General features: G+C 69.6%; 13 protein-coding genes. 3 read left to right on the top strand and 10 right to left on the bottom strand.

What is annotated here, in order from left to right:
• Nucleotides 1-80 precede the first annotated feature (80 nt).
• The 10 genes from QCD66_RS15085 to QCD66_RS15040 all read right to left on the bottom strand — a co-directional run bounded on the left by QCD66_RS15085 (nucleotide 81) and on the right by QCD66_RS15040 (nucleotide 9,198).
• Complete coding sequence (locus tag QCD66_RS15085; RefSeq protein WP_375735781.1) at nucleotides 81-755, bottom strand: DUF6891 domain-containing protein; 675 nt, start codon at nucleotides 753-755, stop codon at nucleotides 81-83.
• Between the two features lie 47 nt (nucleotides 756-802).
• Entirely contained in the window at nucleotides 803-1,429 is a 627-nt protein-coding gene (locus QCD66_RS15080) for a hypothetical protein (RefSeq protein WP_375735782.1), read from the bottom strand.
• Between the two features lie 1,233 nt (nucleotides 1,430-2,662).
• Complete coding sequence (locus tag QCD66_RS15075; protein WP_375735783.1) at nucleotides 2,663-3,658, bottom strand: hypothetical protein; 996 nt, start codon at nucleotides 3,656-3,658, stop codon at nucleotides 2,663-2,665.
• Between the two features lie 11 nt (nucleotides 3,659-3,669).
• A complete protein-coding gene (locus tag QCD66_RS15070) occupies nucleotides 3,670-4,167 on the bottom strand; it encodes a sigma-70 family RNA polymerase sigma factor (RefSeq protein WP_375735784.1) in 498 nt (165 codons plus the stop codon).
• A gap of 176 nt (nucleotides 4,168-4,343) precedes the next feature.
• The gene (locus QCD66_RS15065) at nucleotides 4,344-4,988 is read right to left on the bottom strand and encodes a hypothetical protein (RefSeq protein WP_375735785.1); all 645 of its coding nucleotides are present in this window, start codon (nucleotides 4,986-4,988) and stop codon (nucleotides 4,344-4,346) included.
• 94 nt (nucleotides 4,989-5,082) lie between these two features.
• A complete protein-coding gene (locus tag QCD66_RS15060; RefSeq protein ID WP_375737403.1) occupies nucleotides 5,083-5,241 on the bottom strand; it encodes a hypothetical protein in 159 nt (52 codons plus the stop codon).
• A gap of 5 nt (nucleotides 5,242-5,246) precedes the next feature.
• Entirely contained in the window at nucleotides 5,247-6,380 is a 1,134-nt protein-coding gene (locus tag QCD66_RS15055; RefSeq protein ID WP_407567234.1) for an IS701 family transposase, read from the bottom strand.
• 66 nt (nucleotides 6,381-6,446) lie between these two features.
• Entirely contained in the window at nucleotides 6,447-7,454 is a 1,008-nt protein-coding gene (locus QCD66_RS15050) for an NAD(P)/FAD-dependent oxidoreductase (RefSeq protein WP_375734109.1), read from the bottom strand.
• Nucleotides 7,455-7,629: 175 nt separating this feature from the next.
• Complete coding sequence (locus QCD66_RS15045) at nucleotides 7,630-8,169, bottom strand: dihydrofolate reductase family protein (RefSeq protein ID WP_375734110.1); 540 nt, start codon at nucleotides 8,167-8,169, stop codon at nucleotides 7,630-7,632.
• 30 nt (nucleotides 8,170-8,199) lie between these two features.
• Nucleotides 8,200-9,198 carry a sigma-70 family RNA polymerase sigma factor gene (locus tag QCD66_RS15040; protein WP_375734111.1) on the bottom strand — a complete coding sequence of 333 codons (999 nt, stop codon included), beginning with the start codon at nucleotides 9,196-9,198 and terminating at the stop codon, nucleotides 8,200-8,202.
• A gap of 149 nt (nucleotides 9,199-9,347) precedes the next feature.
• Here QCD66_RS15040 and QCD66_RS15035 point away from each other — a divergent pair, with 149 nt between their 5' ends.
• The 3 genes from QCD66_RS15035 (at nucleotide 9,348) to QCD66_RS15025 (ending at nucleotide 12,216) form a co-directional block, all read left to right on the top strand.
• Nucleotides 9,348-10,130 (top strand): maleylpyruvate isomerase N-terminal domain-containing protein, encoded by a 783-nt coding sequence (locus QCD66_RS15035; protein WP_375734112.1) that lies wholly within the window; start codon nucleotides 9,348-9,350, stop codon nucleotides 10,128-10,130.
• Nucleotides 10,118-10,627 (top strand): nitroreductase family deazaflavin-dependent oxidoreductase, encoded by a 510-nt coding sequence (locus tag QCD66_RS15030; RefSeq protein ID WP_407567164.1) that lies wholly within the window; start codon nucleotides 10,118-10,120, stop codon nucleotides 10,625-10,627. Before QCD66_RS15035 ends, QCD66_RS15030 begins: the two co-directional genes overlap by 13 nt.
• A gap of 374 nt (nucleotides 10,628-11,001) precedes the next feature.
• Nucleotides 11,002-12,216: a hypothetical protein gene (locus QCD66_RS15025; protein WP_375734114.1), complete on the top strand. Its 1,215-nt coding sequence runs from the start codon at nucleotides 11,002-11,004 to the stop codon at nucleotides 12,214-12,216.
• The last annotated feature ends 195 nt before the right edge of the window (nucleotides 12,217-12,411 follow it).

Genomic DNA, 12,411 nt, shown 5'->3' with positions numbered 1-12,411 from the left:
GCGACGGCTCCACCGACGACCGTTCCCGTGGGCGACGGCCGGCACCCGCCGGCCGTCGCCCACGGCGGCCTTTCAGTGCCTCAGGGCAGCGGCACGTACCACCGGGCGCCGGTGACCAGGATCCGCCGGGCCTGGTCCCGGTTCCACTCCACCCGCATGCCGTGCCTACGCAGCACCGGGAAGGCGATCTCGTCCAGCATCCGTTCCAGGTCGACCTGGTAGCTGGCCTGCTGCTCGGCCTGCGGCAACGCGTCGTACGCGGCCTGGTCGAAGTCCTTCGGCGGGTAGGCGCCGTAGCCGAGGTAGACCTCGCCGTCCGAGCTGGCGATCAACGCCTCGGTGTCCTGCCGGTGGAACCAGAGATAGCCGTGCCAGTGCCGGGACTCGTCGCGCTCGTCGTGAATCTCGGCGGCGGCGCAGGTGCCGCAACAGGTGAAGTCCTCCCGCGCCAGGACACCAAGCTCGTTGAGTTCGGCGAAGGCCTGGGAGAGATTGCCGCGCACCTCACCCCACCCGCGCTGCTGGTCCCGCCGGGCGGCCACCGCCTTCTCGAACGCCGCCACCAACTCCTCGTCGGTGGCTCCATGGCGCGCCTCGTCCAGGTCGAGGAAGTCCACGAACTCTTCGGCGTGGTCGTCGCCGCGCACGAGCCGTTCCCAGATCTCGTTCTCGATCTCGGTGCGGCCCGGCTCCGCGATCCGGTCGGTCAGGAACCGGACGCCGGCCGGACGGTCGTTGTAGATCCACTCACTCACGCGGACGATCATGGCACAGGCCGGCCAGCCAGCCCGTGCCATCGCTCCTACGTGTAGACGACGGCGTGCCCCGAGGCGACACTCACCCGACACGTCTCGTACAGCGTCAGCCACACCGCCTGCTCGATCCCGAACGGATCGTCCCCGTTGTCGAACAGCCGGGCCGCCTCGGCGTCCGACAGCGAGCCGTCGGCCTCCAGCCGCACCCCGATCGGCGCGGCGACCCTGGTCAGCTCGCGCAGCAGGCCCTGACAGGAGCCGACCAGCCCACCGCCACCGATCTCGTCGGACAGGAAAAGCGGTCCGTCCATCGGCGCCGGAACGTAGTAGCCCGCGGAGTCGGAGTGACACAACAGGTGCGGCTGCACCGAAAACATGACCTCGTCGACGTACGGTCGGGCACGCTCAAGATCCTCCGGTCCGGACACCGGGGTCACCGGTTGCCGGTCACAGACCAGGGCGTACGCCCGGCGCAGATAGTGCAGATAGCCGTACGGGAAGCTGCCCAGATGCGGCCGGGTCGCTCCCGCCGGCGGCGGGTCGTCCGGCGGCGACCAGTCGACGCCCTGCCCCGCCAGTTCACGGTGCAGCAGGTCGAACTGCTTCCGGTAGTGCTCTTCCCCCTCGGCGTCGAAGCCGAGACACGGATTCCCGATACTGACCGCCAGTCCCACGGCCGGCAACCATAGAACCCGTACGCAAGGCCAGCGTAACCACCGCCCGTCACGCCGCCACCATCGGCGGTGTCGGAGCCGCAACCAGGCCGGGCGCATCCAGGGTTCGCCGCATCCTGCCTGACCGAACCCCGCCCGGATACCGTTTGCTGGCGGGGTTCGGCGGGCCTTGCCGGTCTCGCCTCCACCGGCATACGACGAACCCACGGTGCTGGCCAGGTGGGCGCCGACCACTCCCCCGCACGCTGACCGCCAGCGGCCCGAGGGTTTGTCCACCATGGACGTCGACTGCGTCGCCGGACGACGTGTCACGGATTCCGCACCGGCCTGCGCCAGCGTCATTCGTTCTTCCGTTAGGGAATGGCGCCGTCGCCAGAGCCTTGAGGTGATCACCGGATCGCCAAGGCGTGCACAGGGGCCCATAACCGCCTGATCCCCTAGAATGCCCTCAGCAATGCAAGGGTCGTTGTACGAGCCGGCCGCCGATGCCTGCTGACACGGGGACGTTGACCCAAGCCGTACGTGCCCGACATCGGTCCCGTCGATCCAGGGAGTCTAGGTGGCAGACCTACCGATGAAAGTGAGGAAAAACGCGCTAGTTGATCTCTAGCGCCCCAGGTCAGAAAGTCTGCTCCCCGCGCACGCGGGGGTGATCCCGTCGACGCCGCCTGCCAGGTGTCCCACGCGATCTGCTCCCCGCGCACGCGGGGGTGATCCGGTCGGCTTGCCGGTGATGACGACTTGCTGGCGCTGCTCCCCACGCACGCGGGGGTAATCCTGGTACGGCAGCCGCCGGTTGAGATTCCGCTGGTGGGAGCGGGGTAGACGTGGCACGGCCACCGCGTGATCGTCTGTACGTTGTGGACATACCTTAACCCCCCTCACCCTGGCCGCCCTCGCCGTCCTGACAATCTGCGCCGCCGACGCCGCCAGCAGCGCAGCGGCCGAACCCAGCGGCCTGATCAAGCTCACGACCAACGAAACCCGCCGCCTGATCAACCGCTTCATCATCCGACCGGTCAGCGACCTCGCCCATCGATTGCACTGGTCAGGCTGGCGCCGCCTCCAGCAACTCCGAGCCGACGGTCCCACTACACACGCCGCCTCAATCCACCATGATCCCGAACGGCGGCTGCCGTACCAGGTTCCGCCGGATTGACGCGTTGTCCCTGAACGCGGGCCGTGCGCGCCGCCCAAGTGGTGCGGACGGCGCGCACGGTTGAGGATCGAGGGTCAGAACCTGCCGGCCCTGATGTCGGCCACCTTCACACGGGAAACCTCGAAGGTTTCCACAAAGGAGGTCCGCAGGTCGGGGTAATCCAGCACAGAACTGATCGGCACCCCGTTCTGGGCGTTGATCGTCAGCACGTGCTGGCTGTCGTCCCCCCACACCCTCGCGGTGATGGTCAGGGTGGGCTGCCCGCCGGTCGTCGAATCCACAACGGTGACATCGGGGATGGTGGAAATCAGGCGAAGTACGCCCGCCCGTACCTTGGGGTCGCCTCCCGCCGCGGAGAGCACGTCAACACTGTTGATCCAGAGGTGGTTGTTGGCGGCGATGCTCGCCCGGTCCTCGTCGGTGCGCGGCGACGGGTTTGCGATCCCCTTCTGCCGAAGGATTTCCGTTCGGTCCTGCTCGGCGCCAGCAGAGGGCTTTCCCCCGTCGTACACCGAGTTGATCATTTGCTCCCGGGCTTTGGCGAGGTCACCGGTTGCCGCGTACCGCGCCGCCGCCACCCCACGGGTATGGAAGCCGTTGCCGAGGTTCTCACCACGAGCGACCACCCGTGGGAGTTCGCGCCTGGCCTCCGTGTAGTAGTACTCGCCGCTGTCGGTGTACAGGTGGTACTGGGTACGAGATGGCACGGTGCCCCGGCGGACATCGACCTTCTCGATGATCAGCGACGCGTCGCCCGGCAGCGAGGCGCTCTCCGCTGTGAGGCTGGCCGCCAGGGAAACGAGCCTGATGTTGCCTGCCGGTGCCGTGGAGGCGGACCCAGCCTGATTGTCCGGGCCGGTCGGAGCCGAGGCCGTGCCGGATCCCGTGGCCATCGGAAGGGCCAGCGCGAGCGCGGCCACGGCCGCGACGCCACCACCGGCGGCCACGCCGAACAGGTTGCGCTTGCGCCGCCGCGCCCGACCGCGCTGCTCGATCGCCTCGACCGGGCGATCCATCCGTACGTCGGAAAGGGTCTGCTTCACCGCGTCCCACACCTCATCGTCGTTCATGATCGAATCTCCTAACGGGCTACGGGCGCGAGCTGCGCCCGCAGGGTTGCGGTGGCACGGGACAGATGGACGGCTACGGTTTGGGGAGAGATGTCCAACACCGCAGCCACGGACCTGGTATCCAGGTCGAGCCAGATACGTAACACGACCACCTCACGTTGCCGCCTCGGCAGCCGGCGAACGGCGGCCAGCAGGGCGTCGTTCGTGTCGAGGTCGTCCTCGATGAGGGACGCCCGATCGTGGCCGTCGAGGGCCACCTCCCGCCGGCGTCGCCGCCACCAGGACACCCGGATATTGAGGGCGGTGCGCACCACCCACGCCGCCGGTGCCGGATGCTGGCTCACCCGCGGCCAGGAGGCCCAGGCTCGCGCGAACGCCTCAGCGACCAGATCCTCGGCCAGCGCGCGATCGCCCGTACCAGCCAGTACGGCACGCAGGCAGTTGTCCCGGAAGCGCTGATAGAAGTCCGCGAAGTCCTTCCGTTCTCGTTCCACACGGGGTTTACGCATCAGCGCCCCGATCCATTTACCCCCACGGAAGAAACTTTCCGTTGATCATGAGGCTGGCGGCGACAGATGGGTCGAACCCGCACCCGGGGGTGATCCCATGGGTCGGATCCGTTCGGAGAACGGCATTCAATGCCCCCTGTGGCGCCACATCCGCGCGGCCGCCGACGTGTTCGCCGCTAGGTGATGGCAAAGAGACGATCAGTGGGGTCCACGACGGCGGTCAACAACGCGCCGGGCACGAGGCCCGGGTCGTCGGCGCGAATCACGTCTGCCTCGAACGTAGCGAACCCGGGCCCGCTGATACGCAGGTGGAGTTCCAGCCCAGGGTCCTCGCCACCCAGGTGGTTCGCCACCGTCAGAACCTCCGCCGTCGCGGCGACACCGGCGGCGGACAGCCGACGCGCGTCGCGTCGCGAGCGGGTGACCAGCCGCCAGCCGAAGGCACCGAACCCGACACCGACGATGGTCGTCAGTACGCCACCGGCGAGTAGGCCCCCGACGTCTGTGGGCGGCGGCGGTGGGTCCAGCGTCAGCGCGACGGCGAGCAGGACCGGTCCGGGCAGGCAGATGGCCAGAAACACCAATCGGCAGAGTAGGGCGCCGACCGGACCGATGCGCGTTTCCGCTTCCCGAGGGGTACTCGTCACGCTCGCACCGTAGTCGAGCGCCCGACGTGGCTGACCGAGCCGATTCCATCCTTCGTAGAGGCCCTCCGGATCCTGGCTCAACCTCGTCGAATCTGCGCGGGGCCGTTCGACAACGTCAAGGAACTCATCGCCGCGATCCGCACTTTCATCGACGACTGGGACGACCGATGCCACCCCTTCACCTGAACCGAGACCGCCGACGAGATCCTGCCGCACACAACTAAGCGAGATTCAGATGCGGGACGGCTAGTACTGCAACGGCGGTTCGTCACGTACGATGGTCTTTGAAGTGTTTGTGGTAGTGGCTGGCTTTCGCTTGGGCTTGTCGGCGGCGACGCCAGCCGGACCAGTGCAGCACGTGTCCGGCCGTGGCCCGTCCGATGAGGACGAGTTTGCTGAGCAGGCGGCGGATTTCGTTGCTGCTCAACGGGATCAGCGTGTGCTCGCCGTCGTCGGTGCCCCCTTTGCCACCTCGCGGGCCCGGGTGGCGACCAAAAACGCGGCGGCGAGCATGGCCAGGGTGATGTGGGCGTACCAGGCGTCGTAGCGGCGGACCTGGTACTGGTCCAGGCCGACCTCGTTCTTCGCAGTCTGGAACGACTCCTCGACCGCCCACCGGGACCCGGCGACCCTGACCAGCTCGCGCAGCCGGGTGCCGCGCTTGCCGAAGCACACGTAGTAGGCGATCTCGGTCGGGTCGCTGACACTGCGCCGCGCGAGGACCCAGCCGCGACGGCCGTGCAGGAACGGCCGGCGGATCGGCAGCCAGGCCCAGTCGTAGACCCGCGGCCCGTGCGCCCCGTCGCCGCAGGACATACGCCGCCACGCACCACCCGGCACCTTGCCGATCAGCGCGTCGACCCGGGTGGTGGTGTGCAGCCCGGAGGCCACCTCGTCATCGCAGCGGGTCGCCATCGCATACGAGACGTCCTGCTCCTCCAGCCAGCCGCGCAACCCGGGGTTCTGCCCGTAGAGCTCGTCCGCGGTGAACCAGGCGAACGGCACACCCGCGGCGATCGCCCGTTCAAGCATCATCCTGGCCTGCTGTGGCTTGGTCGCGAAGGCGACCTCGTCCGGGACCGCCGCCTTGCGGCACCTGGCACGGTCGTCAGTCCACGACACCGGCAGGTACAACTCCCGGTCGAGCAACGCCCGACCCTTCGGTGTGGCGTAGGCCAGAAACACCCCGATCTGGCAGTTGTCCGTGCGGCCCAGCGTGCCGGAATACTGCCGCTGAACCCCCGCCGAGGCTCGGCCCTTCTTGGCGAAACCGGTCTCGTCGGCGATCAGCACCCCGTCCGGGTCGCCGATGTGTTCCACCACGTAGTCGCGTACCTCGTCCCGCACCGCGTTGCGGTCCCAGCACGGGCTGCACAGCAACGCCTGCATCCCGTCCGGCGAACCATCACCGGCCTGCTCGGCCAGGGTCCACCCGTTGCGCCGCTCCAGCGGCGCGAGCAGCCCACGCACATACGCGAACGCCCGCTTCCGCGACTCCACCCGCGAAAACCGCCCCGCAATCCGCGCCAGCAGATCCCCAAGCTCAACGTCCCACGACTCGACCAACCCGACACTGACCACAATGAACTAACTTACGACAACCACAGAAGGTTGCGAAACGCCGTTGCAGTACTAGAAGCGATCGGGGCGGCAACCCGACAACGTCGGCTCGTCGATGCCGTCGACCAGTTCCCGCGCGATGAGGCGACCCATGGCCGGGGCAAGCGTGACCGCCGAGTGCATCACCGCCAGGTAGAGACCGGGTACGTCGGCGACCGGACCGACGATCGGCTCACCGTCGGCCGGCATCGGGCGTACTCCGAGCCGTGTGCCGAGCAGCTCGACGCTCCCGGCACCACGGAAAGTGGACCGGACGGCGGCAAGGGTCCGTGCGGGCGAGTCCGCGGCGGCGATCAGCCGGTCCGCGGCGACCGGCCGGAGATCGAAGTCCTCAGTGTTGACCACGGTACGGACCAGGCCGGCCGGCGCGCGAAGCCGGAAGAGCGGGCACGGTGAAGGCTCGACCGGGACACGCACGCCGAGCGACGCGCCGAGCGCGGCCGTGGCAACGCCGGCCGCCAACACCACAGTCGTACCGGACAGGGGTCCTACGGCCGTCTCGACTCCGGCCACCTGGCCCGCCGCATCCCGGCGGACCGCGGTGACCGCGGTGTCCAGATGTACCCGGGCGCCATGGGCGCGGGCGCCGGCGACCAGCCGCTCGGTCACGCCGACCGGGTCGACGGCGCCGTCGTCGGGTGCCCATACGGCCCACTCCGGGGGCTGTCGAAGGTTGGGCTCGAGCGTCATCACGGTGGCCGCGTCCACGATCTCCTGCCCGGGTCCGGCCTCCGGCACGCTGCCTTCCGCGCGCCAGCTCAGTGAGCCGGACCAGGTCACCGGGAGTCCCGGCAACTCGGCCTCGACCCGGCGGTACTCCTCCGTCGCGGTGGCCCGGATCCCGGCCGCCGGACCGGTACGTACGCCGGACGCTCCGACCCAGGCGAACGAGTCCGCCGTCACGCCGGCGCCTGGCCGCCCGGCATCGAGCAACGTCACGGCAGCGCCCGCCCGGGCGGTGTGGTAGGCCACCGACGCGCCGACGATGCCAGCTCCGACGACGACTATGTGCCTACCCACCGGTGCGCTCACCACGTTGACGACCCTACTGTCCGCAGCGGCTCCGTCCGTGCGGCCTGACGGGTCGCCGCCCGCTGACCCGGTAGGCGGGATTCATACGCGGAACACTGGCAGTGCGCGTGGTGTGCCGCTCCCCGCCGGACGCGGTGGAGCGGCACGCCTGTCGCGGCCTCCGTTACCGCCGGACCTTCAGCCAGATGGTCGGTACGGGACCCTGCGCGGTCGTGACCTCGTCCATCCGCACATGGGCGCCACCGGGGTGGTGGAACAGGCGTACGCCGTCGCCCAGCAGTACGGGTGCGATGAACACCAGGATCTCGTCGAGCAGGCCCGCCGCCAGGCACTGGGCGGCGACGTCCGCGCCGAGGACGTTGACGTACCGGTCGCCGGCGGCGGCCTTGGCCGCGGCCACTCCGCTGGTCAGGTCGTCGACGAAGGTGGTGTCGGGTACGGGCTTGGTGGGCGGCCGGTGGGTGAGCACGAACTGCGGACCGGTCCACTGGCCGCCGAAGGCGCCTTCCTTGTCGGTGTCGCGGTTCGGGTCGTCGCCGTAGTAGGTGCGGGCGCCGATGAGCAGCGCGCCGATCTTCCCGACGAGGTCGTCGGCCACCGGGTTGGGGCCGCCGACGTGCTCGGCGAGCCAGGACATGTCACCGCCGGGGCCGGCGATGTAGCCGTCGAGTGACATGGTCGCGGAGTAGAGAACTCTGGTCATGCTTCTTGAGACTACGGTCGCCCGGAAAAACTATCGGTCGAGGCGCGGTGGCAGCCGGAACGCCGGGAAGAGGGCCGGATTGTGGAATGCGGTGATCTCCGTGATCTGGCCTTTCTCGACGCACAGCACCCCGATCGCGAACGGCGCGTACGAGTGCTCTTCGGGGCGTCGTACGTAGGCCGCGGCGGCGAGCTGGCCGTTGGCCCGTGCCGGCAGCATCCGGAACGTGCCCACGTACTCGGGCGAGTCGGGGTCCCAGCTCGTCGACAGTGCCGCGAGCACCCCCGGTCGGCCGGCGAGCCATTCCGGGTACGGCGGCATCGTCGTTCTTACGTCCTCGGCCAGCAGTTCGGCGATCTCGTTGAGGTCGCACCGTTCGGCCGCCGGCATGTATCGGCGTAGCACCATGCGCTCCTCGTCGGTGGGCGGGGCGGACGGTGCCCAGTCGGCCCGGCCCGGTGGCAGGTGCTTGCGCAGGGTCGCTCGTGCCCGTTGCAGCGCGCTGTTGACGGATGCGACGGTGCCGTCCAGTGCCTGGGCCGCCTGCCGGATCGGCCAGCCGAGCACGTCGTGCAGGATCACCGCGGCGCGCTGCCGGGGTGGCAGGTGTTGGATCGCGGCCAGGAACGCCAACTCCAGCGTCTCCTTCGCGACGACCCTCGCTTCCGGCTCGTCGGAGTGCGGCGCGACCGGCTCCCACAGGTGGTCGGGAAACGGTTGCAGCCAGGAGGGGTCGACGACGGCGGGTTGCGGCTGGCCCGGGTCGTACGGCGGTCCGACGTGGTGTGGGAGCACGCGCCGCGCCCGACCGGTGAGGGCGTCGAGGCAGGCGTTGGTCGCGATCCGGTAGAGCCAGGCGCGGATCGACGAGCGCCCCTGGAATCCGTGCCGGCCCCGCCAGGCCCGCAGCAACGTCTCCTGAACCAGGTCTTCCGCTTCGTCGAAGGAGCCGAGCATCCGGTAGCAGTGCACCCGCAGCTCGCCCCGGTGCCGCTCGATGAGGTCGGCGAAGTCTTCGTCGTCGCTCACCCGGCGACCGTACCGAACCGGCCCGGGCCCGGCTCGCCCCGCACCCGCCGAACGTGGCCGCAACCTGCACTTATGGCGGACGGTAGCCGGCCTTCCGTGCGCTAGCATCCGAAACAAGATCACCGCCGGGAGGGTGAATGGTCCTCAACGTGCCATCCGCAGCGACGGACCGCGACGACCCGCGGGGTCGGCCGGAGATCGACGTATTCCTCGACACCCTGCAGGACGTGCCACCGCACGCGCTGACCGCCTGCCAGGGCTGGACCGCGCACGAGGTCGTGGCCCACCTGGTCTCCGGTGTAGAACTCCTGACCGAGCAGGCCCGGGCCCATCTCGAGGGACGGCCCGCTCCGGCGGTGACCGACTGGGCGGCGCGGGAGCTGCCGTACCAGGCGCTGGACGACCGGGTGCTGCGCCGCCGGCTGGAGACCGGCGAACGGGAGATGACCGAACTCTTCAAGCACCTTGCCGCCCCCGATCCGACCGCGGCGGTTCCCGGGTTGGGATGGGGCATGCCGGTCGGGGAACTGGTCCTGCACATGCGGCAGGAGTTCGCCGTGCACCGCTGGGACCTCGTCGGCGACGACGGCCAGGGCGACGAGGTGCTGGCCCGGCCCGAACTGCTCGCGCACTCGGTACGGATGCTGCAGAACTCGCTGCTCGCAACCGGTCTGGCCGGTGCGGGCGGAACCGGGGCCGACTTCGCCGCCCGGCTGCGGTGCCCCGAGCAGCCCGATCTCGTCGTCGAGGTACGGCGCGGCGAGGGGCGGTTCGCGCTGGTCGAACCCGACGACGGTCCGGCGGTGGAGACGGATCCGGCGGCCCGGCTGCTGCTGTTGTGGGGCCGCCGCCCCTCGGATCCCCGGCGGGTCCGCAGCGGGCTGCCGCCGGGCCAGTTACAGCGGTTGCAGCAGTTGCTGTGCGGATTCTGAACCGCACCGGTGATCGGTCGGTCACCGGCGGAATAGTGATGCCGGATGGACGGTTGGGGCCAGTTGTGACGACGAATCCCGAAATGAGCCCGACCGACTGGGTCCGCAGGCAGACCGAGCAGATCCTCACGCAGGGCACCACCGAGGGCATATTGATCTTGGATCGCCCGATCGTGCTGGTGACGACGACCGGCGCGCGGACCGGCAAGGAGCGCTACGTCCCCGTCATGCGGGTCGAGCACGACGGCCGGTACGCGATGGTCGCGTCCAAGGGCGGCAGCCCCGAACACCCTTCCTGGTATCACAATGTGAAGGCGAACCCGGCCCTGACGCTGCAGGACGGCACCGCGATCGACCCGTACGTCGCCCGCGAGGTGGCCGGCGCCGAGCGCGACGAATGGTGGGCGCGGGCCGTCGCGGCCTTCCCGCCGTACGCCGAGTACGAGACCAAGACCGAGCGTCTGATCCCCGTCTTCGTCCTGGAGCCGGCCGGCTGATCCGTGCCGCGTCACGGCCGCGCCGGGCCGGGTCCGACACCTCGCTCCACATGATCACCTGGCTCGGGCGGCCGTCAGCCGCGGGCTGGAGGACCGGGTCTACGTCAACAGCGCCCGGCCTGACCCCAGCGCTGTCCCATGCCACTACTGCCGCCGGCGATAGTGGATTTTGGACGTATATGCACCGGATGAGATCAATGCAACTGGTGCACCCGGCAACTGGGAACGCGCGCGAAAGAATCATCACGCAGGGTGACGGTACGTGCCTGAAGCGGAACACTCCCGAATCGGAGCGGTCGACCGGCCGCTCCGATTCGGGAGGAAGAGGCCCGCACATGATCATGATCGGAGCACAGTCCTCGGCTCGGCGTGCGATGCCGCGTCGCGCCCTGGTCACGGTGGGCGTCGCCGTGCTCGTCGCCGCGTCGCTCGCCGGTCCGGCGCCGGCAGCACCCCCGGCGGTCGACGCCAGGCCCACCGCACCCGGCGCGGGGCCGGTCGGCGCCGTACCCGGCGGGTTCGCCACCTGGTCGGAACTGATCGACGTCCAGACCCGACTCAACACCGCGGCAGAGAAGATCGCCTCGGCCAGGAACGCCGGCTTCGCCGGAATCGTGGCCGCTCCGGAGAACCGCGAGGTACGGGTCTACTGGAAGGGTGATCCCGGTGCGACGGTGCGTTCACTGATCACCGACCTGAACCGCACCGTCCCGGTGAGACTGCTGCCGGCCCGGTTCTCGGAGGTCGAACTCGCCGGCGCGGCCCGCCGGCTCGCCGCCGTACCGAACGTCGTCAACGTCATCCCGAAGGTCGACGGAAGCGGCGTCCAACTGACCGTCACCGACGACAGCGCACAGGTCGCCATGGCGCCGGCCGTACGCGAGTCCGCCGTCCCGGTCTCGGTCGTGACCGGTGAGCGGCCGGTGGCCACCCACAGCCGGCAGGCCGACATTTCCCCCTACTACGGCGGGGGCCGGTTCTGGTCACCGATCGGTGCGTGCAGCACCGGCTTCGCGATCAACCTGGGCGGCCCCCAGCAAATGCTCACCGCCGGTCACTGCGGCGAGAACGGTCAGACCGTCACCACCGGCGCCGGCGTCCCCATGGGCAGCATCCACAGCAAGATCCTCTGCCAGGACATCGAGATCATCGACGCCCCCTCCTTCGGCCGGGTCTTCAAAGACTTCGCACCGGGTAGCGTGGCCATCAGCGGCACCGCCGACAGCTTCGTCGGCAACTGGGTCATCCCCAACGGAGCCTCCAGTGGCGAACTCAGTGGCGTCCAGGTCACCGCGGTCAACCTCTTCCTCGCCGTCAACGGCATCCCGTGCGACACCGTCGGACCGCTGATCCAGGCCCGACAGGTCGCCGGCCGGTGCGCCGTCGCGCCGGGGGACAGCGGCGGCCCGGTGATCGCCTACCGGCCCGACGGCACAGCGAACGCCCTCGGCACCATCACCGCCGGCCAGAACCCCGTCCCGAACAGCGCCTGCCCCAGCGCCATCTACGCCCCGGGCTACAACTACGTGTACTACGTCCCGATCAACGCCTCGTTGCGCACCTACGGCGTTTCGATCGCCACCGGCTGATCGCGTACGCACCGGGCCCGTCGGCTCCGCCGGCCGGCCGGCCCGGTGTTCGCCCGGTCTCGCCGCAGCCGGAGGCACGGGTCATGATCGTGGTGGTGGGACGGGCAGCGCGGTTCGGAGGAGCGGAGTGGACGACTACGAGTGTCTAGCGGAAGCCTTCGCGGCTGCCGTTGATCCGACGGCCGATAAGGGCGA

The organism is Polymorphospora sp. A560 (assembly GCF_045781765.1).
Lineage (GTDB): Bacteria > Actinomycetota > Actinomycetes > Mycobacteriales > Micromonosporaceae > Polymorphospora > Polymorphospora lycopeni.
Note: the sequence above shows the minus strand (reverse complement) of the source record. Positions and strands in the feature narration are given on the sequence as shown.

What these genes read in the sequence shown, in the direction of transcription:
- QCD66_RS15045 (WP_375734110.1), bottom strand. Translation starts at nt 8,169, where the DNA reads ATGACCAGAGTTCTCTACTCCGCGACCATGTCACTCGACGGCTACATC.
- QCD66_RS15025 (WP_375734114.1), top strand. Translation starts at nt 11,002, where the DNA reads ATGCCGCGTCGCGCCCTGGTCACGGTGGGCGTCGCCGTGCTCGTCGCC.
- QCD66_RS15070 (WP_375735784.1), bottom strand. Translation starts at nt 4,167, where the DNA reads ATGCGTAAACCCCGTGTGGAACGAGAACGGAAGGACTTCGCGGACTTC.
- QCD66_RS15075 (WP_375735783.1), bottom strand. Translation starts at nt 3,658, where the DNA reads ATGAACGACGATGAGGTGTGGGACGCGGTGAAGCAGACCCTTTCCGAC.